The 22,154-nt window shown below is 63.4% G+C and carries 21 protein-coding genes and 1 other RNA gene; 7 read left to right on the forward strand and 15 right to left on the reverse strand.

What is annotated here, in order from left to right; all coding sequences use genetic code 11:
- Positions 1 to 48: 48 nt before the first annotated feature.
- Genes RVAN_RS07955 through gatC form a run of 4 tightly spaced genes read right to left on the reverse strand, consistent with a single transcriptional unit; the run spans position 49 to position 2,904 of the window.
- Positions 49 to 702, reverse strand: coding sequence for a DUF2141 domain-containing protein (locus tag RVAN_RS07955; protein WP_013419230.1), 654 nt, complete (start codon positions 700 to 702; stop codon positions 49 to 51).
- Between the two features lie 3 nt (positions 703 to 705).
- Positions 706 to 1,023 carry a chorismate mutase gene (locus tag RVAN_RS07960; RefSeq protein ID WP_013419231.1) on the reverse strand — a complete coding sequence of 106 codons (318 nt, stop codon included), beginning with the start codon at positions 1,021 to 1,023 and terminating at the stop codon, positions 706 to 708.
- A complete protein-coding gene (gene gatA / locus RVAN_RS07965; protein WP_049779603.1) occupies positions 1,020 to 2,591 on the reverse strand; it encodes an Asp-tRNA(Asn)/Glu-tRNA(Gln) amidotransferase subunit GatA in 1,572 nt (523 codons plus the stop codon). The genes RVAN_RS07960 and gatA overlap by 4 nt, the downstream gene beginning before the upstream one ends.
- A gap of 16 nt (positions 2,592 to 2,607) precedes the next feature.
- The gene (gatC, locus tag RVAN_RS07970) at positions 2,608 to 2,904 is read right to left on the reverse strand and encodes an Asp-tRNA(Asn)/Glu-tRNA(Gln) amidotransferase subunit GatC (RefSeq protein ID WP_013419233.1); all 297 of its coding nucleotides are present in this window, start codon (positions 2,902 to 2,904) and stop codon (positions 2,608 to 2,610) included.
- A 217-nt stretch (positions 2,905 to 3,121) separates the two neighbouring features.
- Between gatC and RVAN_RS07975 the strand changes: the two genes are divergently transcribed.
- A complete protein-coding gene (locus tag RVAN_RS07975; RefSeq protein WP_013419234.1) occupies positions 3,122 to 4,513 on the forward strand; it encodes a class II 3-deoxy-7-phosphoheptulonate synthase in 1,392 nt (463 codons plus the stop codon).
- 77 nt (positions 4,514 to 4,590) lie between these two features.
- On the opposite strand, the gene RVAN_RS07980 is transcribed toward RVAN_RS07975, so the two are convergent.
- From RVAN_RS07980 to ssrS, 3 genes are all read right to left on the reverse strand, one after another.
- Positions 4,591 to 5,448 carry a TIGR00282 family metallophosphoesterase gene (locus tag RVAN_RS07980; protein ID WP_013419235.1) on the reverse strand — a complete coding sequence of 286 codons (858 nt, stop codon included), beginning with the start codon at positions 5,446 to 5,448 and terminating at the stop codon, positions 4,591 to 4,593.
- The gene (locus RVAN_RS07985; protein ID WP_049779272.1) at positions 5,448 to 6,056 is read right to left on the reverse strand and encodes a 5-formyltetrahydrofolate cyclo-ligase; all 609 of its coding nucleotides are present in this window, start codon (positions 6,054 to 6,056) and stop codon (positions 5,448 to 5,450) included. The genes RVAN_RS07980 and RVAN_RS07985 overlap by 1 nt, the downstream gene beginning before the upstream one ends.
- A gap of 17 nt (positions 6,057 to 6,073) precedes the next feature.
- Positions 6,074 to 6,236: non-coding RNA, 6S RNA (ssrS, locus tag RVAN_RS19605), on the reverse strand.
- A gap of 207 nt (positions 6,237 to 6,443) precedes the next feature.
- Between ssrS and RVAN_RS07990 the strand changes: the two genes are divergently transcribed.
- Positions 6,444 to 6,833 (forward strand): DoxX family protein, encoded by a 390-nt coding sequence (locus tag RVAN_RS07990; RefSeq protein ID WP_013419237.1) that lies wholly within the window; start codon positions 6,444 to 6,446, stop codon positions 6,831 to 6,833.
- A gap of 22 nt (positions 6,834 to 6,855) precedes the next feature.
- Here RVAN_RS07990 and RVAN_RS07995 read toward each other — a convergent pair whose 3' ends face one another.
- The gene (locus RVAN_RS07995; RefSeq protein ID WP_013419238.1) at positions 6,856 to 7,209 is read right to left on the reverse strand and encodes a cell division protein ZapA; all 354 of its coding nucleotides are present in this window, start codon (positions 7,207 to 7,209) and stop codon (positions 6,856 to 6,858) included.
- A gap of 442 nt (positions 7,210 to 7,651) precedes the next feature.
- Between RVAN_RS07995 and RVAN_RS08000 the strand changes: the two genes are divergently transcribed.
- Entirely contained in the window at positions 7,652 to 8,821 is a 1,170-nt protein-coding gene (locus RVAN_RS08000) for an MFS transporter (protein WP_013419239.1), read from the forward strand.
- 32 nt (positions 8,822 to 8,853) lie between these two features.
- On the opposite strand, the gene RVAN_RS08005 is transcribed toward RVAN_RS08000, so the two are convergent.
- The 3 genes from RVAN_RS08005 to RVAN_RS08015 all read right to left on the reverse strand — a co-directional run bounded on the left by RVAN_RS08005 (position 8,854) and on the right by RVAN_RS08015 (position 11,359).
- A complete protein-coding gene (locus RVAN_RS08005) occupies positions 8,854 to 9,918 on the reverse strand; it encodes an NAD(P)-dependent alcohol dehydrogenase (RefSeq protein ID WP_013419240.1) in 1,065 nt (354 codons plus the stop codon).
- A gap of 67 nt (positions 9,919 to 9,985) precedes the next feature.
- Positions 9,986 to 10,252 (reverse strand): N(2)-fixation sustaining protein CowN, encoded by a 267-nt coding sequence (gene cowN, locus RVAN_RS08010; protein ID WP_013419241.1) that lies wholly within the window; start codon positions 10,250 to 10,252, stop codon positions 9,986 to 9,988.
- A gap of 390 nt (positions 10,253 to 10,642) precedes the next feature.
- Complete coding sequence (locus tag RVAN_RS08015) at positions 10,643 to 11,359, reverse strand: DNA-3-methyladenine glycosylase (RefSeq protein WP_013419242.1); 717 nt, start codon at positions 11,357 to 11,359, stop codon at positions 10,643 to 10,645.
- 161 nt (positions 11,360 to 11,520) lie between these two features.
- Here RVAN_RS08015 and RVAN_RS08020 point away from each other — a divergent pair, with 161 nt between their 5' ends.
- Both RVAN_RS08020 and RVAN_RS08025 read left to right on the forward strand, forming a co-directional pair.
- Positions 11,521 to 11,967, forward strand: a complete 447-nt coding sequence (locus tag RVAN_RS08020; RefSeq protein WP_013419243.1) for a MaoC family dehydratase — start codon at positions 11,521 to 11,523, stop codon at positions 11,965 to 11,967.
- Between the two features lie 86 nt (positions 11,968 to 12,053).
- Positions 12,054 to 13,019 carry a bifunctional riboflavin kinase/FAD synthetase gene (locus tag RVAN_RS08025; protein ID WP_013419244.1) on the forward strand — a complete coding sequence of 322 codons (966 nt, stop codon included), beginning with the start codon at positions 12,054 to 12,056 and terminating at the stop codon, positions 13,017 to 13,019.
- A 106-nt stretch (positions 13,020 to 13,125) separates the two neighbouring features.
- Here RVAN_RS08025 and RVAN_RS08030 read toward each other — a convergent pair whose 3' ends face one another.
- A complete protein-coding gene (locus tag RVAN_RS08030) occupies positions 13,126 to 15,642 on the reverse strand; it encodes a PAS domain-containing sensor histidine kinase (RefSeq protein ID WP_049779274.1) in 2,517 nt (838 codons plus the stop codon).
- Positions 15,643 to 15,927: 285 nt separating this feature from the next.
- Here RVAN_RS08030 and RVAN_RS08035 point away from each other — a divergent pair, with 285 nt between their 5' ends.
- Positions 15,928 to 16,953, forward strand: a complete 1,026-nt coding sequence (locus tag RVAN_RS08035; protein ID WP_049779275.1) for a LysR family transcriptional regulator — start codon at positions 15,928 to 15,930, stop codon at positions 16,951 to 16,953.
- Between the two features lie 195 nt (positions 16,954 to 17,148).
- On the opposite strand, the gene RVAN_RS08040 is transcribed toward RVAN_RS08035, so the two are convergent.
- Both RVAN_RS08040 and trmFO read right to left on the reverse strand, forming a co-directional pair.
- On the reverse strand, positions 17,149 to 17,931 hold the full coding sequence (locus RVAN_RS08040; RefSeq protein WP_013419247.1) for a succinate dehydrogenase iron-sulfur subunit: 783 nt from the start codon (positions 17,929 to 17,931) through the stop codon (positions 17,149 to 17,151).
- A gap of 130 nt (positions 17,932 to 18,061) precedes the next feature.
- Positions 18,062 to 19,471 carry a methylenetetrahydrofolate--tRNA-(uracil(54)-C(5))-methyltransferase (FADH(2)-oxidizing) TrmFO gene (gene trmFO, locus RVAN_RS08045; RefSeq protein WP_013419248.1) on the reverse strand — a complete coding sequence of 470 codons (1,410 nt, stop codon included), beginning with the start codon at positions 19,469 to 19,471 and terminating at the stop codon, positions 18,062 to 18,064.
- Positions 19,472 to 19,590: 119 nt separating this feature from the next.
- Here trmFO and RVAN_RS08050 point away from each other — a divergent pair, with 119 nt between their 5' ends.
- A complete protein-coding gene (locus RVAN_RS08050; RefSeq protein WP_013419249.1) occupies positions 19,591 to 20,241 on the forward strand; it encodes a hypothetical protein in 651 nt (216 codons plus the stop codon).
- A 92-nt stretch (positions 20,242 to 20,333) separates the two neighbouring features.
- Here the strand turns inward: RVAN_RS08050 and RVAN_RS08055 are convergent, their stop codons facing one another.
- Positions 20,334 to 22,031, reverse strand: coding sequence for an electron transfer flavoprotein-ubiquinone oxidoreductase (locus RVAN_RS08055; protein WP_013419250.1), 1,698 nt, complete (start codon positions 22,029 to 22,031; stop codon positions 20,334 to 20,336).
- Positions 22,032 to 22,154 lie beyond the last annotated feature (123 nt).

The following is a 22,154-nucleotide window of genomic DNA, read 5'->3' on the forward strand; positions in this document are numbered from 1 at the left end:
TTTCGTCCGAAGTCCGGTTTAGATGAAGCGGGTTCGCCCTGTCGCGCGCTAGAAGCGCGGCGGATAGCGAAGCCCGATGACAAGCGTTCTCGGCGCGGCGAGCGCAAAGCGCGCCTTGTAGAACCCGATCCGCGCCGCGACGGGGTTCACGTCTTCAGGAAGCGTCTGGCTGAAGCCGCGTCCCTCGATGGGCCGTTTGAAAAGGCCGGTGTCAAAAATGCCATTGCTGTTTTCGTCGTGGAACACGAACACCGCGTAGTCGCCCTCCGGTACATGCGGGAAGGTGTAGGACACGGTCAGGTTTTGCAGGCTGCCGATCGAGCGGATGCATACCGGGAAATTCGCGAAGTCGCAGGGCGGATCGCCGGGGCGCTCGTCGCGGAACTGGATCTTGGTATGGTCCGGATACTTCGACGAGTCGGTCGCGTCCGCCCAAAGCGCGAGGACCACGCGCCCCTTGTAGCTGCGCAACCCCGAAATATCGACGCGCAGATCCGCGAAATCGTCCGCGAGCGCGGGTGCCGCTCCGGCCAAAGCCGCGAGCGCGATACCGAGATGCACGCCAATGCGCCTTGCTGCAACGCCTGCGTGCAAGGCTTCTGGAATGGCCGTCGAACCGCGCGCGCGCCACTTGCCCCGATCCCGCTGCGGAACAGCGAAAGGCAACGGCAAGCTTCGGAGTATGCGGTCAGGGCGAGCCATGCGTCAGTCCTTCGGCTCTCCGCGTTTCGCGAGTTTCTCTTCCTCGTACTGAATAAACCAACCGATCATCTGACGCCAGAGCGCAACGGCCAGTTCCGGCGGCAGGTCGCGTTCCTTCGCGCGTGCCTCGACCCTGTCGATGACCTGCCGGATGCGCCACGGCACGGTCGCCTCATGCGTGTTCTTCTTCAGTTGCCACGCACGGTCCACATAGGAAAAACGCTCGGCGACAAGGTCGAGAATCGCGTCGTCCACGCGGTCGATTTCCACGCGAACCTGATCCATGTTCTCGCAATCGGCGGCTTTACGGGGCGTCGTCATTTTTTCTTCTTCGCTTTCTTCTCTGGCGCGGTGTCGGCGGCTTCGGCCTTGTTTTTCGCGTTGCCGGAGGGCGTCGCAGCCTCGGCTGCCCACCAAGCGCCGGGGATCGGCATGCGGCCCACCGCATCCTCGATCACCTGACCGGCGCGCAGCACCGTCGCTTCGTCGAACGGCTTCCCGATGAGCTGGAGGCCGAGCGGCAATCCTTCGGCGGAGAGGCCGCCCGGAACCGAAAGGCCCGGAAGGCCCGCCATGTTCACGGTCACGGTGAAGATGTCGTTCAGATACATCTCGACCGGATCTGCGTCCTTCTTCGAGCCGAGTCCGAAGGCAGGCGTCGGCGTAGTTGGCGTCAGCACCACGTCCACCGTTTCGAAGGCGTCGTCGAAGTCGCGCTTGATGAGCGAGCGCACCTTCTGCGCCTTCAGATAATAGGCGTCGTAATAACCAGCGGAAAGCACATAGGTGCCGATGAGGATGCGCCGCTTTACTTCCGCGCCGAAGCCGTGGCTCCGCGTCTCCTCGTACATGTCCACGATGTCGCGGCCATCGGCGCGAAGCCCGTAGCGCACGCCGTCATAGCGCGCGAGGTTGGACGACGCCTCGGCGGGCGCGACGATGTAATACGCGGGCAGCGCCGCCTTGGTGTGCGGCAGGCTGATATCCACGATCTCGGCGCCTGCCTGACGGTAGATGTCGATGCCCTTTTCCCAGAGCGCCTCGATCTCCTTCGACATGCCGTCGACGCGGTATTCCTTCGGGACGCCGATCTTGAGGCCCTTGAACTTCTGCGTCAGCGCCTTTTCAAGGTCGGGCAGCGGACGGTCGACGCTGGTCGAATCCTTCAGATCGTAGCTCGCCATCGCCTGAAGCATCAGCGCCGCGTCCTTGATGGAGCGCGTGATCGGCCCAGCCTGATCGAGCGAGGAAGCGAACGCCACCATGCCGTAGCGCGAGCAGCGGCCATAGGTGGGCTTGATGCCAACGGTGCCGGTGAAGGCTGCGGGCTGGCGAATGGAGCCGCCCGTGTCGGAGGCCGTCGCCCCGAGGCAAAGCCCGGCCGCGACCGCTGACGACGATCCGCCTGACGATCCGCCCGGCACGAGGTTCTCGTCCGAGTCCTTCGCGCGCCACGGATTCACGGTCTGGCCGTAATAGCTCGTCTCGGTGGATGAGCCCATGGCGAACTCATCCATGTTGAGCTTGCCGAGCATCACGGCGCCCGCATCCCATAAATTCTGCGTGACCGTTGATTCATACGGCGGCTCGAAATTGCCGAGGATGTGCGAACCGGCCGTCGTGCGGACGCCATCGGTGCAGAACAGATCCTTGATGCCGAGCGGAATGCCTTCGAGCGCGCGCGCATCCTTTGCGTTCGCGGCGAGGCGCTCGTCGCTCTTCTTCGCCTGTTCCAGCGCCTTGTCGGCGGTGACGACGAGATAAGCCTTCAGCGCGTCGTTGCCCGCCTCGATCGCGGAAAGACAGGCTTCGGTGAGTTCGGTGGCGGTGATTTCCTTGGCGCGGAGCTTGTCGCGCGCGTCGGAAAGTGTCAGCTCGTTCAACGACATGGTTTTCGACATGGGGCTATTCGATGACCTTCGGCACGAGGAAAAAGCCGTCTTCGGACTTCGGCGCGTTCTTGAGCACGTCGGCGGGTTTGTTGCCGTCCGTAACCACGTCCTCGCGCATATGGAGCTTCGCTCCGCCGACGCTCGTCAGCGGTTCGACACCGTCCGTCGGGATCGCGTTCAGTTCTTCCACCCACGAGAGGATGCCGTTCAGTTCGCGTTGAAGGCTCTTCGCCTCTTCCGCGGTCACTTTGACACGGGCGAGATGCGCGATCCGCCGCACCGTCGCTTCATCGATTTCAGATTTTGTCATTTGGGATTTTGCCGACGATTAGGCTGAAAATAGTCAAGGTTTTTGTACGCCGGTTCAGCTTCGCTCCGCAACAGTCTATTGCCAGACTAAATTCTGGAATGGCACATTTGCAAACCGAAATCGTAAAAGTTGTCGGAACGCTTCACAATCCTTATAACACGGCTTGGGAAATGGGACTGTAGGGCGCAAGCGCATGCTCGCGCGAAGGAGCTTGATGATGTCATCGCCGCGTTGGACGCCGGAAAGCTGGAGGTCAAAGCCTGTCGAGCAGGTTCCGGTGTATCCCGACGAAGCAGAACTTGTCGCGGTCGAGAAGGAGCTTGCCAGCTTCCCGCCGCTCGTATTTGCAGGCGAGGCGCGCGGACTGCAAAAGGGCCTTGCCGAAGTGGCGCACGGGCGCGGCTTCCTGCTTCAGGGCGGCGACTGCGCGGAGAGCTTCTCCGAGCATGGCGCGGATTCCATCCGCGACTTCTTCCGCGTGTTCCTGCAAATGGCCGTGGTGCTGACCTATGCCGGCAGCCGCCCGGTGGTGAAGGTCGGCCGCATCGCGGGCCAGTTCGCGAAGCCTCGTTCCGCGCCGACCGAGAAGCACGGCGACGTAGAACTGCCGAGCTATCGCGGCGACATCATCAACGACATCGCGTTCTCGCCGGAGTCGCGAACCCCCGATCCGCGCCGACTGCTCAAGGCCTATCGCCAGTCGGCGGCAACGCTGAACCTGCTGCGCGCCTTTGCGCAAGGAGGTTACGCCGATCTCGAACGCGTGCATCAGTGGACGCTCGGCTTCGTGAAGGACAGCCCTGCCGGTGAGCGCTACGAGGAGCTTGCGAACCGCATCTCCGACACGCTGCACTTCATGCGCGCCTGCGGTGTCACGTCGGACAATTCCGAGCGGCTGCGGACGACCGATTTCTACACGAGCCATGAAGCGCTGCTTCTCGGCTACGAAGAGGCGTTCGCGCGGGTCGATTCGACCAGCGGCAACTGGTATGCCACGTCCGGCCACTTCCTGTGGATCGGCGACCGCACGCGCCAGCTCGACCACGCGCATGTCGAGTTCCTGCGCGGCATCCGGAACCCGATCGGCGTCAAGATCGGCCCGAGCATGAAGCCGGACGAACTCATCGACCTGATCGACATCCTGAACCCGACGAACGAGCCGGGCCGCCTCACCCTCATCGGCCGTTTCGGTGCGGACAAAGTGGGCAAATATCTGCCGGAGCTCATCCGCGCGGTGAAGAGCGAGGGCAAGATCGTGATCTGGTCCTGCGATCCGATGCACGGCAACACGATCAAGTCTGCGAGCGGCTACAAGACGCGACCGTTCAATCAGGTTCTCGCCGAGGTCGAAACCTTCTTCGACATCTGCCAGGCGGAGGGCGTCTATCCGGGCGGCCTGCATGTGGAGATGACCGGCAAGGACGTGACCGAGTGCACGGGCGGCGCGCATTCGATCTCGGACGCCGATTTGTCGAACCGCTACCACACCTATTGCGATCCGCGCCTCAACGCCGATCAGGCGCTGGAACTGGCGTTCCTCGTCGCGGAGCGCCTGCGCCGTGACCGCACGCTCCATGAGACGAAGGCGGTGTTTTTCGCCGCGGAGTAGTTGCACGGCACAGATGCAAAAAGCCGCCCAATGGGCGGCTTTTTTGTGGCTCACAGAGAGACGAACGGGCCATAAGCCTAACGGTTCTTCTCCAGCCACTCGGCGATGGCGCGGCTCGTAAGCTCATCCTCGCGCTTGCCGCCGAGCGCCGCGCCGTCGCGCACCGGCACAATGGAAGTTGCGAGCCCCGTCGCGTCGTCGATCTCGATGAACGCACCGCAGATCGTGGCGGGGCCGAGCGCCGGCGTGAACCGCCCCGAGGGGATGCGCGTCAGGAAGCGATGCACCGGCTCTTCCTTGTCCATGCCGATGATGGAATTGTAGTCGCCGCACATGCCCGCGTCGGTGAGATAAGCCGTGCCGCCGGGAAGCACGCGCGCGTCGGCCGTCGGCACATGGGTATGCGTGCCGATGACCGCAGTCACGCGCCCGTCGAAAGCAGCGCCGAGCGCCTGTTTCTCCGATGTCGCTTCCGCGTGGAAATCGATGAAGATCGCGTCCGCTCCGCGCTTCAGCGGACAGGCCGTTATCTCGCGCTCGACCATCTTGAACGGGTCTTCGAGCGCGTCCATGAACACGCGGCCCATCACATTCAGCACGAGCACATCGGCGCCGTTCGTCGCGCGGAAGAGCCCCGCGCCGAGCCCGGGTGTGCCAGAGGGAAAGTTCAGCGGACGAAGCATGCGCGGCTGGCGGCCGATGAAGACGAGCGCCTCCCGCTGGTCCCACACATGGTTGCCGGTAGTGACGACGTCCGCGCCCGCATCCAGCAGATCCTGGCATATCACCTCGGTGATGCCGAAGCCGCCCGCCGCGTTCTCGCCGTTGACGATGACGAAATCCGCCGCAAGCCGCGCGCGAAGATCGGGCAACGCCTCGCAAACGGCATTGCGGCCCGCGCGGCCAAGCACGTCGCCAAGGAAAAGAAGGCGCATCAGGAAGCCTCGCGGGTGAGGAGGCGTGTCGGTGTCAGCACCATGTCGAGCGGCTGATCCAGCGGTTCGGCGGGAATGGCGGGAAACTCCTGTTCATCGAATGCGACGCCAACCGCCAGCACGCGCCGTTCAGCGCGCATCGTGCTCAGCGCCACGTCGTAAAAGCCTGCGCCGTAGCCGAGGCGATTGCCGCGCGCGTCGAAGGCGAGAAGCGGTACGAAGAGGACAGACGGATGCAGTTCCTCGGCCGTTTCGGGCGGTTCCAGCATTCCGAGCTTTCGGCGTTCCAGGGGTGCGCCGGCCGTCCAGGCGTGAAAGGTAAGCCGCCGCTCCGGGTGCGAGCGCGGCAGCGCGACAGGATAGCGCTTCGCCTGAAGGGCGGCGAGGAGCGGCACCACGTCGAGTTCGTAACGGAAAGGATGATAACCGGCGATTATTTGCTCGCCATCGAGGTTTGCGGCAAGGCGCAACCCGGCCTCGGCGACGGCTTTAGCCGCGCTTTCGCCCGCCCGCGTCCACGCCTCGGAGCGGCGCGCGGAGGCCTCTTCACGGAGCCGGACTTTGAGCCCAGATACCGCGTCGAGGTCGTGAGTCGCTTCTGTCAGCACGAAAACCGGTCTTGAATAATGGAGCCGCGAAGGCCGTCGGGGCATTTCGATCCCCTGGGTCCCTGGCTAGCAGGTGGGTGCCGAGTATCCGAGGCCAGGGCCTCAGTCAGGGTCAGCTCCCTTAAGGATCTTATAGGGCCCGGGTATTCAGTGAGCCCCTAACGCACCCCGCAGCTATCAAGATATAAATGACGCAGCGGAAAATGCTAGCCCCGGCGTCGGTCAAAAGCTAAAAAACGGAGCGTATTTGCGCAATTCGCGTGGCGCGCGCTTTTAATGACGCGTTGGACGCTCCACGCTTCTGCTGGCGATCAGCGCATCCGCGTTCGTTTGGATGCGTGTCTGTCCTGTTCCGGCTCAACGTCCGCAATTCGAGAAGGATCCGCAATGACGAGCATCAATTATATGGCTGCCATCGGCCGCATCATGATGGCGCTGATATTTATTGCCTATGGGTTTTTCCATCTGCTGACGAAGGACGAAACGATTGCGCGGTTTGCGTCCATCAACATGATCGAGCCGACGATCGTCTATTACGTCGCGACATCGATTGAAATCTTCGGCGGCATCTTCCTTGCGTTGGGCCTCGGCACCCGCTACGCCGCGCTCATCCTTGCCTTCTACACGCTCGCGGCCGCGATCGGGTTCCACAGCAACCTCGGCGACTCCAACCAGCTCCAGCACTTCATGAAGAACGTCGCACTCGCGGGCGGTCTCATTCAGGTGTTCGCCTTCGGTTCCGGCGGGTTGGCGCTGACGCATCGGCGCCCGAGATAGGGGCGCGGCCGCCGCGAAGACGTTACGAGCCGTTCGAGATCCGCGGCAACGGTTCAACCCTTGCAGCCGCGGCTTCGAGCGCCCTCGACAGGTCGCGCTGCATCGCCTGCGCGCCGCCTTCGATGACGTGATAGGCTCGGCCGTCCACCAACTGACGCGCGCGCTGCAATTCGGCCTGCGCGTCGGAAAGCTGATCGGCCAGCACCAGCGCCGCCATGAGAAAAAGGCGGTCGTCCTGCGTGGCTTTCGCGTTGCCTTTGAGCTTCGAGATCAGCGAATCGATTTCTCCGGCCAACTCCTGAACGCGGGGTTCTTCCCCGTCACGGCAGGCCAACCTGAAGCTTCGACCGTTCACGACAACTGAGACCTGGGCCATCGACGCCCTCCTTCGTTACATCACGCTCAAAAGCCCGACTTTGCCGCATCGGCCCTGGAGCATTTGCGGTTAAGGAACACATGCCGGCGAGGGTTAACGCATCGTACCTGATCAGCGTTCATTATGAGCTAAAGGTCGTGAACAATCCGTAAATGCGATTTAACCATCTGATTGCGCAGCGTCGTGCGGCCGAACCATTGCATCGGAATATCCGATCCATCTTGCACCAGACTTGAAGCGGTGGCGACGCCAGGTTAACGCTCCGCGAGCTCCGGCGATTGACCGCGCGGAAGTGTTCGTCTAATTCTTCCGCCATGAACGAGGATCGTTTCACGCCCGACATCAAACCGCGTTAAAGCTTTTTCCGCGTACCATCCAATCGCGAAAAGCTCTCGGCTCGCCGGTCACGTATTCTCTCAACTCGTTCGAAAGCTTCAGCCCGATGAAAGCCCTTGCCCGCGCTCAAGCCGCCCGCCTCGGCTGCGCCTATTTCTTTCTCGTCAACGGCCTCGCCTATGGCAGCGTCGTCGCGCGCATGCCCGCGCTCAAGATGCAGACGGGCGTGAACGACGCGCAACTCGGTCAGGCGATCTTCTGCCTCGGCATCGGCGGACTGTGCGCCTTTCCGGTCGCGGGCGTCCTTCAGGCGCGCATCGGCTCGAAGATGCTCGTCGGAGTTGGAACCGCTCTCATGCTCGCGACATGGCCGCTGATCGGGCTCGCCGGCGAATGGTGGCAACTCGCCGCCTCGTTCTTCGTGCTCGGATACGCTTGCGGCACGCTGGAGGTGGGCGGCGGCGTGCAGGCCGTCATGGTGGAGCGCGCGCTAGGCCGCCCGGCGATGTCCGGCTTCTTCGCGCTGTTCAGCACGGGAGGCCTTGCGGGCGCGCTCATTTCCGCCGCCGCGAGTGACATCCCGCCTGCCGCTCAGTATGCGGCGCTCGCGGCCGTTTTCCTCGCGCTGCTGCCCTTCGCCATGCGCCCTCTCCTTGCCGACGCCGAAACCGAAAGCGGGGAGAAAGGCGGCCTCAGGCTACCGCCGCTGCCGATCCTCGGTCTCGCGCTTCTCTGCCTGTGCGCGTTCCTCTCGGAAGGCGCGATCTCCGACTGGGGCGCGCTCCTTATGAAGGCCGCCCATGGAAGCACCGACTCCGTCGCCGCCCTCGCCTTCGCAGCGTTCTCGGCGACGATGATCGTCGGGAGACTCGCGGGCGATGGCCTGCGCGCCCGCTATGAAATGACTGCGCTCGTGCGCACCCTCGCGGCCGTCGCTACCGTCGGCATGGCTGTGGCGTTGCTCGCACCCCATCCCGCCCTTGCCATCGGCGGGTTCGCGCTCGCGGGGCTGGGGCTGTCGGTGATCGCACCGGCGCTTTTCAGCGCGGCGGGCAATCATCCGGGCGTCGATCCGGGCATCGCGGTGGCTTCGATCTCGACGCTCGGCTATGGCGGGCTGCTGCTCGGGCCGTCGGTGATCGGCTTCCTCGCGCATGGCATCGGGATACCGGCGGCGATGCTCCTTATCGTGGCGATGTGCGCGGCGATTGCTGTCTTCGCGGGTGGGTTGAAGCGGAGCGTGCCATCCGCCTACGGCGCTCGCCCCGCCGAATGAAAAAGCCGGGTCGACGCCCGGCCTTTCCAAACTCACGCCGCCTGCTTCAACGTCTCCATATCGATGACGAAGCGATACTTGACGTCGCTCTTCAGCATGCGATCGAAGGCGGCGTCGATGTCTTGCATCGAGATCATCTCGATGTCGGCGACGATGCCGTGATCGGCGCAAAAATCGAGCATCTCCTGCGTCTCGCGAATGCCGCCGATGAGCGAGCCAGCAATGGCGCGGCGGCTGAAAATCAGGTTCGCCACGTTCGGCGAAGGGTGCGGCTCGGACGGCACGCCGACGAGCGTCATGGTGCCATCGCGCTTCAACAGCGACGTGAACGCATCGAGGTTGTGCGACGCGGCGACGGTGTTGAGGATGAAATCGAACGTGCCCGCGTGCGCCGCCATCTCGGCCGCGTCCTTTGAGACGACCACCTCGTCGGCGCCGAGCGCCAGCGCCGCCTCGCGCTTCGAGGGCGACGTTGTGAAGGCCACGACATGCGCGCCCATCGCGTGCGCGAGCTTGATGCCCATGTGGCCGAGGCCGCCAATACCGACGATGCCGACCTTTTCGCCCGGCATGATGCCCCAGTGGCGCAACGGCGAATAGGTGGTGATGCCCGCGCAAAGCAGCGGCGCCACGGCGGCGAGGTCGGCTTCCTTGTGGCGGATCTTCAGCACGAAGCTGTCCTTGACCACGATGGACCCTGAATAGCCCCCGAAAGTGTTTTCGCCACCACCCTTCATAGCGCCGTTATAGGTCTGGATGAAGCCGTGCTCGCCTTCGCAATACTGCTCCTCGCCCTCCTCGCAGGAAGGACACTCGCCGCAACTATCGACCATGCAGCCGACGCCGACGATGTCGCCCGGCTTGAAGGCGGTCACTTCATCGCCGACAGCGGTCACTCGACCGACGATCTCGTGGCCCGGCACCATCGGGAAGCGCATGCCCGGCCACTCGCCGCGCGCGGCGTGCAGGTCGGAATGGCAGACGCCGCAATAGAGGATGTCGATCGCGACGTCGTCCGCGCCGGGTTCGCGGCGGTCGAGGGAAAACGGCGCGAGAGGCGAGGACGAGGCGTGCGCCGCATAAGCTTTGGTTTGCATTGGACTATCTCCGTTCAGAGGCAAACACCGATGCAGGCAATTTAGTGCGCGTTGCGGCTCTCGCCTATCACATGCAGGTGTATTCGAGATCTTCCAGTTGCGCGAGAAGCTCGTCGTCTTCGATCAACTCCTTGAGCGTCGGCAGGTAGTTATGCAGCACGCGCAAATCGTCGTAGCCCTTCGCATTGAATTCGGCGCGCTTCTGCTGGAAGTAGGCCCAGAACGGATTTTCCGCCGCCTGAATATAGGGCTGCAACGCGTCCATCATCTGCCCGGCGCGCGCATTGCAATCGATGTTCTTGAAACTCACGTAGCGGTCGATCTGCTCTGACATCTGGTCCTGTTTCCTGCCTGATACTGCGCGCGAAGCGTTGCGGCAGAACACCGATCCTGCCTGAAAAAAGTGCGCCGAACCCGCCAAGCGGACAGCGGGCGCGCCACCGGCCACAATCCAGGTAATCCCATCGAAGGGCATCGGCTTCTTATCTTACAACAACCGAAATCGAAAGAATGTCGTGCACACGACATTTCGCGGCCTTTTCTCCGACGGCTCCGTCGCCCGGCGTGCAGGACAGCTACACCGAAACGCGGGGTTGATTGCTCGCACTCTCGCATTACACTATAGGTTGTATAGAGGTTTGTAATGCGTACCCTTGCCATCTTGTCCGTCCTGCAAAGTATGACGACAGGCGCCTATATCGCGTCGTGCGTGGAAGCGCGCGTGTCAGCGGTCGAGTGGGTCTTCGCGATCAGCCTTGCGATCATGAGCGCGGTCTTCGCCTGCTACGTGGCCGTCGAGCGCGACCGGCGCTGAACGAGCGTTGCGGCGTGCCCTCCCCTGCCCGTTGAGCGCGGCCGGACCGCTGACGAACCGGCTGCCTTTCAGATAGAATCGGAGCGGAAGATGCGCGTCGCGCGTGATGCCGATGCGCGTGCTCATCCCGATGTCGCCGCCCGCCGCGCCGTCCGAGCCGAGCCACAGCGGACCGCGCGCGCAAAGATCGGCGCCGTCGTGGCTGCGGTCGATGGCCAGCGCGCTGGCGAGCCGCCCCGGCCCCCGCAGGAGATCGCGCGTCGGCACCTCGCCCCGATGGCGCATCATCGCGTCAAGCCCCGTGACCGGCTCCGCCGCCCGAATGAGCACCGCCTCGCCGATGCCAATGGCCGCGTTCGTCACGTTCAGCATCCAGCACACGCCATAGGCGCGATACACATAGGCGTGGCCCGGCGGACCGAACATCGTACGATTGCGCGGCGTCGGCCCACGAAAGGCATGGCACGCGGCGTCATCGGCAAGGTAAGCCTCGGTTTCGACGATGCGCGCCACGGCGAACCCGTCGGGAAGCGCGCGCAGCACGAGCTTGCCGATGAGAAAGCGTGCGAGGTCCGCCGTGCTTGCGGGAAGCTCGTCGCGGGAAAGCGGGCGTGCGAACTCATGCATGCCGCCACCATAGAAAAGTGCGCAGTGGCCGCCAAGCCTTCCGCGCTTCGGGCCTCGACCGACTTCATGGCCAATGGCGTGACGCGATCGCTCGCACGATGTTGCGCAAGTCAGGGCCGACGCCTATGACAAAGGCTCGGTTTGGCGTCACGGAGGAACACATGACGGGCACGGCACAGCAGGGGCTTTATTTCGAGGATCTGTCGGTCGGGCAGGAGGGCAGCCTCACCAGCACGGTGAAGGACGAGCACATCACCGGTTTCGCCGAGATTTCCGGCGACACGAACCCCGTCCATCTCGACGAGGCGTTCGCCGCGACGACGCCATTCAAGCAGCGCATCGCACACGGCATGCTGTCGGCGGCCTATATCTCCGCCGTGTTCGGCACGAAACTGCCCGGCCCCGGCTGCATTTACATCTCGCAGACGCTGAATTTCAAAGGCCCCGTCCATATCGGTGACGAAGTTGTCACCACGGTGCGGGTTACGGACTTGATCACGGAAAAGAGACGGGCAATCTTCCACTGTGAGTGCAAAGTGGGTGGGAAAACGGTTGTCGTCGGCGAGGCCGTTATCATGGTTCCGTCGCGCGAACCGAAGCAGAAGTAGCGCAACCCCTTCTCGCGAAGAACGCGTTAACAGGACTGAACCTTTTCGCGGGGCATGACTTCGCGAAAAGCTCTGAGTGAGGTGGAATGGACGTTGTCCACGGGTGGCATGAAGTTCCGGACTCCGCGAAAGGTGCATCGCTCGCGATCGGCACCTTCGACGGGGTCCATCGCGGCCACCGCGCCGTGCTCCACGCCGCGCAGGAGAAGGCTCAGGACGGCCGTCTGCCGATGGGGGCGATGGTCTTCGAGCCGTACCCGCGCAAATTCTTTCAACCGCAGAAGACGCTGTTCCGGCTGACGACGCTTCAGCGCAAGCTCGACCTGCTGGCCGCCTATGGCTGCGGCTTCACGGCGGTGATCCCGTTCGACGCGGACCTTGCGGGGCTCCCGGCGGATGCTTTCGTCGAGCAAATCCTCGTCGACGCCTTCGCCATCAAGCACGCAAGCGTTGGCTACAACTTTTTCTTCGGCAAGGGCCGCAGCGGCAACCCGGACGTGCTTGCCGCGCTCGGGCGACAACATGGATTTGGGGTGACGGTCGTGTCGGCACAGGGTTACGCAGGCGACGTGTTTTCATCGACGCGCATCCGGGAATTGCTCGCGGAGGGCGATGTTGCGGCGGCGGCCGAAATGCTCGGCTCATGGTGGCGCATCGCCGGACCGGTCGAGGGCGGAGCCGGGCGCGGCAAGGTGCTGGGCTACCCGACAGCGAATATTCGCCTCGAAGACGGCGTGTCGCTGAAGCACGGCATTTACGCGGTCAACGCCTATGTGGACGGCCGCAAGGTGCAGGGCGCATCCTATCTCGGCACGCGGCCGACTTTCGACGCCGGACAGCCGCTGCTTGAAACCTTCCTCTTCGATTTCGACGGCGATCTCTACGGCAAGACCATCGAAATCGAGTTCATCGCCTACATCCGCGACGACGCCAAGTTCAAATCGGCCGAGGCGCTGGCGCAGCAGATGGCCACCGACGTGGCGAAGGCGAAGGAAATCCTCGGCCGCGCGGGCGGATCATCGCCGTCGGCGGAGGGGAGCGACGGCGCTTGAGCCGGGCGCTGCGACGTGGTTCGTCGGCGCATCCATCCTGAACGCCGCATCTCCCAATCCTGCTAAAAGCCACCCAAGTTGAACGCCGCGCCCGCCAGCGCTGCGATCACTGCGCGGGGATGGCGCGTGCAGCCTTGCGGTCGGCGCCGGTCTTACCCTTTTTCAGCGCCGGATGATTGTCCGGCAGGAACACCGTGACCGTGGTGCCAGCGCCGGGCGTCGAGCGCAGATCGATACGCCCCTTGTGCAGTTCGACGATGCTCTTCACGAGCGTCAGGCCCAGCCCCGCGCCGCGATGCCGCGAACCCTTGCTGCGGCTCTCGAAGCGATCGAATACCGTCGCCTGCTCTTCCTCCGGGATGCCGAGTCCGGTGTCCTGAACGCTGATCGCCACGCCGTTCTTCTCCCGGCGGCAGGCGAGCGTGATCGTGCCGTCTTCCGGCGAGAAGCCGATGGCGTTCGAAAGCAGGTTATAGAGCACCTGGATGAGCCGGTTCGCGTCCGCCATCACGGTGCCCGCGCCGCTTGCGATGTGAACGTCCAAATTCACGTTCGCGCGGCTGAGGCGTTCACGCACACCGAGTTCGGCCGCCTCGATGAGGCTCTCAATCTCCACCGGCGCAAGTTTCAGGTCGAGCGCGCCCGCGTCGAGCGCGGCGAGGTCGATGATGTCGTTGATGATGTTGAGCAGCACCTCGCTCGACGTCTTGATGTGGTCGAGATATTCGCGCTGCTTGTTGTTGAGCGCGCCGAAAGCGGGCTCGGCCAGCATGTCGGTGAAGCCGATGATCGTGGTGAGCGGCGTGCGCAATTCATAGGACACGTGGCTGAGGAACGCCGTCTTCAGCCGGTCGGACGCTTCGAGCGCCTCGTTCCTTTCGAGCAGCACCTCTTCGAAGCGCTTTCTGTCGGTCACGTCGGCGAAGGTGACGAGCGTGCCTCCGTCCGGCAGCGGCGTCACCACATAGGCGAGATGTGCGCCATCGCTTTTCGCAACCGTGCCGCTGAAGGTGTCGCGCGCTTCAGGCATGCCCGTGATCGACTCGCGCAGCGTGTGCCAGAAATCCGGGTCGGGCGCCAGCATGTCGCTTGCCTTGCGGATGTCCTCGAAATGCGGCTGATCGCCGAGCATATCCTCGGGCAGCGCCCAGATGGACTGGTACGACGGGTTGTAGAGGTCGAGCCGGCCGTCCGCACCGAACACGGCGATGCCTTCGTTCAGATGGTCGAGCGTCTCGCGCTGGCCCTCGATGAGCGTATGGAACTGGCGTTCGAGCGCAAGCTTCTCGGTCACGTCATCGAACAGGAAAGTAAGGCCACCATCGTCGCGGCAATCCTTCACCACATGAACGGTGCGTCCATCGGGGAGATGCCAGAATTCGTCGAGCGTGCGGTTGCGGTCGAAGGCGATGATCTTGCCGTCGCGCCATTTGCGGTAATCGGGCTGCTCTGGCAAGAGGCGGCGCTGGCGAAGCTGGTCGAAAAACTCCGACGCGGCGGGCTTCGCGGCGAGCCACGCGATTTCCAGCTCCCAGATCTTGGCGAAGGCGTCGTTGCAGTAGAAAAGCGAGCGATCCACGCCGAACACGGCCACACCCGTCGACACCTTGTCGAGCGTCCGGGCATTTGCCGCGATCTGCCGCTCCAGCTCGTCGCGCTGCGTCTTCAGCATCGAGACGTCCAGCGCCGCGCCGCCGCTGCCCCGCTCGATCGGAGCCGTTATCGCCTCGTAGGTCTGCACGCAGCCGTTTACGATCGTCTGAAGCTTGATGCGACCCGGCTTCCTGGACTGGCTCATGCGGTGCAGATCGGTCCGCTGCCGAGTCTCGAACAGCTCGATCTGCTTGTCGATGGCTTCCTCGCGGCTCTTCGCGTCGATGGCAGTAACATACGCCGTGTTGACCCATGTCAGCGCGCCCTTCGCGTCGCGCAGCCAGACGGGTGTTTGCAGCGCATCGAGAATGCCTTCGCGGTCCTGAATGGCCTGCTTGAGCCGCTTGTTGTCTCCGATGAGCCGGACGAGTTCCTTGTTGACCGGCGAGAAGGCCCGGATGCGCAGCACGGTGTCGGCGCCGGAGACCGCGCCTGCTATCTCGATCACATGGCCTTCAAGCGTGCTGGCGTTAGAAACGAAGCCCTCGCCGCGCGATTGCAGTCGCGCCAGATTTTCCGCCGTAAGGCTCGCGTCGTCGGGATGCAGCCACGAGCCGAACCGCAGCAACTGCGCAAGCTTCGACGGAACACCGATAGTCCCCTGCATGGTATGCAACGCAAGCCGGGCGTGGTTGTCGCTCCAGATCACGAACACCTGCGGTTCGAGCGCGGCGAGGGCACGAAAATTGCCTTCGATGGTGAAAAGCGCGTCGAGCCTCCCGTTCTGGCGGAGAAGTTGTTTCGCGCGGTAACGCGACTGCTCCCGGAACACGAAGGCGAGGACGCCGAATGCGACAGCAACGCCGCCGATGAGGGCGACAATCAGGAGAAGATCGGCGCTTCCGAACGGACACGTCGCGGGAACCGCATCGCTTGCGGCCTTCGCGGTACCGTGAAACAGCGCAAGCCAACACGAGGCAACCGCGGCTGCCCCCGCTGCCCGCCGGTACCATACCCGGAAATTTCGCATCGTTTTCTCCCGCGGGGACGGACTGGCAATTCGCACATATGCCGAGTCGAGTGTTAGTTTATCGTTAATTTTTTGTTGGCGAGGTGTAGAAAGCGCCACGCGCACAATCATACGTGGAAATCCTGTCGTGGAACATTCAGATACACGAAATCGCTTACGTTACGCCGCAGGTTGTAATATGCAATAGACCAAGGGCAGACTGTCTATCCGGGCGCCCTATACCGCAAGCAAGACAATCCACTCGCCAGGTTAGATGTGAAAGAGCGCAGGCCGAACCCCTCGCAGATGGAACGGGGACGACATGATTCTCTAGAAATCAATCTTCGTTCACTGGACATTTTCGTTCTTGTCGCGGAATGCGGCGGCATTAGTCAGGCCGCGCGCCGGGCGCAGCTTACGCAATCGGCAGTAAGCCAAATCATCGCCAATCTCGAACAGTCTATCGGCGTGCAGCTTTTCGACCGTCAAGTGCGGCCCATCGCGCTGACGCCATCCGGCGCCGTCCTTCTGGATAAGGCTCGGGGCGTGCTCCTCGCGGCGAGAGAGGCCATTCAGGCGGCACGTGCGCCCGTGATGGCTGCGCTACCCAAGCTCAATATCGGTCTGGTCGACACGCTCGCAGGCACCATCGGGCTTGATCTCGTTTCGAGCTTGCGCAGCATCGCCGCACTCTGGTCGGTGCAGATCGGCCTTCACAGCCAGCATCGCCGCGCGCTTCTGGCCCGCGAGGTCGACATCATCATCTCGCCAGACCCCCTTGAAGACCAGCCCAATCTCGAACGGTATAGAATTCTGCGCGAGCCGCTTCTTCTCGCGGTGCCGCGTGGCGTCGATCCTGACATCGCCGATCTCGGCGCGCTCGCCCGCGAGCGGGATATCGTGCGGCTCAGTTCGCGAACCATGCTCGGCCGCGAGGTCGACCGGCTTCTGCGCCGCCTGCGCATCGAGGCCGCCGGGCGTGCGGAGTTTGACGATTCCGAAACCGTGCTTGCCATGGTGGCATCGGGGCTTGGTTGGACGATCGTGACCCCGCTGTGCATGCTGCGCGGGCAGGCGTTCTGGCCAAGCGTGACCTTTGCGCCCTTGCCGAGCATCATTGCGTTCCGCGAGGTCCACGTCCTCGCGCGGGAAAGGGAGCTCGGCGATATTCCGCGTCAGGTGGCGCAGACCGCCAAGGCGGCGATTGCCCGCCGCATGAGCGAAGAGATCGCTCCAAGCTATCCATGGATCATGGAGACGTTGACTCTGCCCGGCATTTCCGTGGTGAAGCCGGAAGAAACGCCCGAGAGATGGCGCGCGAGTGCGAGTTAGAGCGACGCGGATGGCGCTTGAGGGCGTGGCTCCAAGCGGCTTTCAGCGCGATGTCCCCGCGACGTGGACGGTCACGCTGATCGCTATCGGTACTAACTTCTGAATCCGGATCTAACTCGCCCGAGCCGATCAGGTTGAACCCTGACCGGTGAAGTTTACCGATCGAATCGCGATGCAATCCGATCGGAAGCGGCTCTAAAGCTGGCGCTCGACCATGAGCTTCTTCAACTCGGCGATAGCCTCACCCGGGTTCAAGCCCTTCGGACAGACCTGCGCGCAGTTCAAGATCGTGTGGCAGCGATACAGGCGGAACGGGTCTTCGAGGTTGTCGAGGCGTTCGCCCGTGCGTTCGTCGCGGCTGTCCGCGATCCAGCGGCGCGCCTGAAGCAGCGAGGCGGGGCCGAGGAAGCGCGCGCCGTTCCACCAGTAGGACGGGCACGACGTCGTGCAGCAGGCGCAGAGAATGCACTCATAGAGGCCGTCGAGCACCGCGCGGTCATCGCGGCTTTGCAGCCATTCGGTCTCCGGCGGCGGCGAGTCGGTCTGAAGCCACGGCTCGATAGAGCGATGCTGCGCGAAGAAATGGCTGAGGTCGGGGATGAGATCCTTGCTGACGCTCATATGAGGCAGCGGATAGATCTTCACCGTGCTGGAGATTTCCTTGATGGGCTTCGTGCAGGCCAGCGTGTTCGTGCCGTCGATGTTCATCGCGCACGACCCGCAGATGCCCTCGCGACATGAGCGGCGGAAGGCGAGCGTCGGGTCGATCTCGTTCTTGATCTTGATGATGGCGTCGAGCACCATCGGGCCGCATTCCTTGAGGTTCACCCAGTAGGTGTCCATGCTCGGATTGTGCCCCGTGGTCGGGTCCCAGCGATAAACCTCGAAACGCTTCCAGTCTTTCGCGTTCGCCCCCGGAGAGTTCCAGGTTTTGCCTTTGCGGATTTTCGAGTTTTTCGGCAGCGTGAGCTGAACCATGGCGGCTCCAGACGGGATGCGGATTTTCGGCGATTGATTGATATGTGGCAGCCAACGCCGCAAGAGGCAAGGTTACATGTGCCGCACGGCCAAGCTGCCGTACGGTTTATGCACCTAGGATTAGTCTAGATCAAGCCGCGTGCCCACCACGGGCTGAAACCATATCCGTCTCAAGCCAAAGATCAAGCTCGACGAGCGCGCGCTTTGATAACGCTTTCTTTCTGGCCGCGCCTTTCGCTTCGCCCCGCACCTTTTTTTGCGGTTCGGCAAGCGGCGGGAACAGGCCGAAATTGACGTTCATCGGCTGAAAGCTTTTCGCGCCGCTCTCGATGGTATCGGAGAGGTGGCCGCCCGTAATATGCGTCAGCAGCGCGCCGAGCGCGGTCGTCTGTGGCGGCGGAAGCGGATCGCGGCCCACCAGTTCGGCGGCGGCAAAGCGTCCCGCGAGCAGGCCGATGGCCGCCGATTCGACATACCCCTCCACGCCCGTCACCTGCCCGGCGAAGCGCACATGCGGGGCGGCCTTCAGGCGAAGCGCGCCATCGAGCACTTTCGGGCTGTTCAGGAACGTATTGCGGTGCAGGCCGCCGAGCCGCGCGAACACTGCGTTTTCGAGCCCCGGAATCATGCGGAAAACGCGGCTCTGCTCGCCATGCTTCAGCTTGGTCTGGAAGCCGACCATATTCCACAGCGTGCCGAGCGCGTTGTCCTGTCGAAGCTGCACCACGGCCCATGGCTGCTTGCCGGTGCGCGCATCCATCAGCCCCACTGGCTTCATCGGGCCAAAGCGAAGCGTATCGCGCCCGCGCTCCGCCATCACCTCGATGGGAAGGCAGCCCTCGAAATAGGGCGTCTTCTCCCATTCCTTGAAGCTCGTCTTCTCGGCGGCGAGCAACGCATCGATCAGCGCCTCGTACTGGTCGCGGTCGAGCGGGCAATTGATGTAGTCCTTGCCGGTGCCGCCGGGGCCGGGCTTGTCGTAGCGCGACTGCATCCACGCCACGTCCATGTCGATGGAGTCGAACAGCACTATGGGCGCGATGGCATCGAAGAACGACAGCGCGTCCTCGCCGGTCGCCGCGATGATCGACGCCGAGAGCGCGGGCGAGGTCAGCGGGCCGGTTGCAATGATAGTCGGTCCCCAGCCGGCGGGCGGCAGCGCGTCCACCTCGCCGCTCGCGATCTCGACATTCGGATGGGCCCGAAGCCGCTCCGTCACTTCCGCCGAAAACGCATCGCGATCCACCGCCAGTGCACCGCCCGCTGGCAGCTTGTGCCGCGCCGCTGCGTCCATGATGAGCGAGCCCGCGCGCCGCATCTCCTCATGCAGGAGGCCCACCGCGTTCGTCTCGAAATCGTCCGAGCGAAAGGAGTTCGAGCACACGAGTTCCGCGAAGCCGCCCGTCTTGTGCGCTTGCGTTTGCCGCTCGGGCCGCATCTCGTGCAGCACCACGCGCGCGCCGCGCTCCGCTGCCTGCCATGCCGCTTCCGATCCCGCGAGACCCGCGCCGACGATGTGTAAGGGTGAGTTGGATGTCATGTTTTCTTTTTGTTGCTGTGTCGCGACAACCTAGGTGAAAACTCCGCGCCACTCAACGGCAAGCCTTGCTCTGCTCGTGCCATAAGGTAGGCTGCGGCTATCGAGAGGATGGATTTTTCATGCGCGCCCTTTCCGTGGCACTTGCGTTCGCGATGATGGGCGGCCTTTCCGCCTGCACGTTCGACCGCGAGGGCGCGCCGGAACTGCACTACGCCGACTTCAAGGGCGAACCGCCGCGCAAGAACAGCGTCTGGCTTTGCCACGCCTATGGCTGCCAGCAGAAGACCAAAGTCACCTTCGGCGCGCAGCAACTCAGCGAGATCGCCGCGCTGATGGCGAAGACGAAGAAGGCCGACACGCCGCACGAGGAGCGTCGCGCCATCGCCTACGCCACCGCATATATGTATGTGTGGACGGGCAACCTCGTCGGCACCATCAAGGATCGGCCGGGGATGGATTACGAGGCGTCCGGCGATCCGACGCAGATGGACTGCGTGGACCATTCGACCAACACCACCAGCTTCCTGCTCGTGCTCCAGAACAACGGGCTGTTGAAGCATCACACCGTCGGGCGACCGTTCGCCAAGGGCAACATCCTGCAGGGCGTCGGCCATTGGCCGCACTGGACGGCGGTCCTAACGCAGAACGACACGAAAGTGCGCTGGGCGGTCGATAGCTGGGTCTATGCCATCGGCGAGAACCCGATCGTGATCGAGGCCGACAAGTGGTATAACGTCGACCTCGACAACATGCCGAAGGGCACGACTTAGCTCGGCGCACGCGTCGGCCCTGAAACAGAGCAAGCCTGCGCCAGACCCAGCCGAAGAATGGCCGGGAAGGTCCGGCCATCGCATCCTTAGCCTTACATCCCGGCGTAGGTCGGGCCGCCGCCGCCTTCGGGCGTCTCCCAATTGATGTTCTGCGCCGGATCCTTGATGTCGCACGTCTTGCAGTGGATGCAGTTCTGCGCGTTGATCTGGAAGCGCGCTTCGCCCTCCGCGCTCGTCACCACCTCGTACACCGCCGCCGGGCAATAACGCTGCGCGGGCTCGGCATAGAGCGGCAGGTTCTTGCCAATCGGGATGCTCGGATCGGCGAGTTTCAGGTGAACCGGCTGATCTTCCTCGTGGTTCGTGCCCGAAAGCGGCAGCGACGACAGGATGTCGAAGGTCAGCTTGCCGTCCGGCTTCGGGTAGGCGATGGGCTTGCAGTCCTTCGCGAGCTTGAGCGTCGCGAAATCGGGCTTGCCGTGGCTGAGCGTCGGCGACAGCGCGGGTACGAGCTTGTTCAGCCACATGTCGATGCCGGCGAGGAATGAGCCGATCGTGGTGCCATAGCGCGACAGGAGCGGCTTCACGTTGCGAATCGGCTTGAGGTCTTTCGCGATGGGGCCGGTGCGGACAGAAGCCTCGTAGGCGGTGAGTTCGTCGCCCGCGCGGCCCGCATCGACGGCCGCGAAGGCCGCATCCGCCGCCGCGATGCCGGACAGCACCGCATTATGCGAACCCTTGACGCGCGGCACATTCACGAAGCCCGCGCTGCATCCGAGCAGCGCGCCGCCGGAGAACGTGAGCTTCGGGATCGACTGCCAGCCGCCCTCCACGATGGCGCGCGCGCCGTAGCCGATGCGCTTGCCGCCCTCGAAGATCGACGCGATGGCGGGGTGCGTCTTGAACCGCTGGAACTCATGGAACGGGCTGAGATAGGGGTTCTGATAGTTCAGATGCACCACGAAGCCGACCGCGACGAGGTTGTCGCCGTAGTGATACATGAACGAACCGCCGCCGGTCTTGTCGTCGAGCGGCCAGCCGAGCGTGTGCTGCACGAGGCCGGGCTTGTGATGCTCCGGCTTGACCTGCCACAGCTCTTTCAGGCCGATGCCGTATTTCTGCACGTCTGAGTTCGCATCGAGCTTGAACTTGCCGATGAGCTGCTTCGCGAGCGAACCGCGCGCGCCCTCCGCGATCAGCGTATATTTGCCGAGCAGCGCCATGCCGCGCACGAAGTCGTCCTTCGGCTTGCCATCGCGGCCAACGCCGAGATCGCCCGTGGCGACGCCGATCACCTTGCCGTCGTCGTCGTAAAGCACTTCGGCGGCCGGGAAACCGGGGTATATCTCGACGCCCAGCGCCTCGGCCTGCTCACCGAGCCATTTCACAACCGCGCCTAGGCTGCCGATATAGAAGCCGTCGTTGCGCATCGCGGGCGGCAGCAGGTGATGCGGGAAGCCGGAGGACTTCGTCTCCGTGAGGCGGAGGAATACGTCCTTCGTTACCTGCTGTTCGAGCGGCGCGCCCTGCTCTTTCCAGTCCGGGATGAGCGCGTTCAGGCCGATGGGATCGATGACCACGCCCGACAGGATATGCGCGCCGATCTCCGAGCCTTTTTCGAGAACGACGACGGAAATTTCCTTGCCCGCCTTCTCGGCGAGTTGCTTCAGCCGGATCGCCGCCGACAGACCGGCAGGACCGCCGCCGACGATGACGACGTCGAATTCCATCGTCTCGCGTTCAGGCAGAGCCTCCTCTTCGGGGACTTCCGCGACTTCGTTCAGTTCCATGAGGTTTTCTCCCGGCCAAGCGGCCCCGCGCTCTCCACCGGCAATTCCGTTGGACCGACCGCAACCTAAGAAAGAGTTAGAGCAGTTCTTTTTGCATCGCACTCAGGTACGGTAAAAGTGCTT

The sequence above is a fragment of the Rhodomicrobium vannielii ATCC 17100 genome, assembly GCF_000166055.1.
In the GTDB taxonomy this organism is placed as follows: Bacteria; Pseudomonadota; Alphaproteobacteria; order Rhizobiales; family Rhodomicrobiaceae; genus Rhodomicrobium; species Rhodomicrobium vannielii.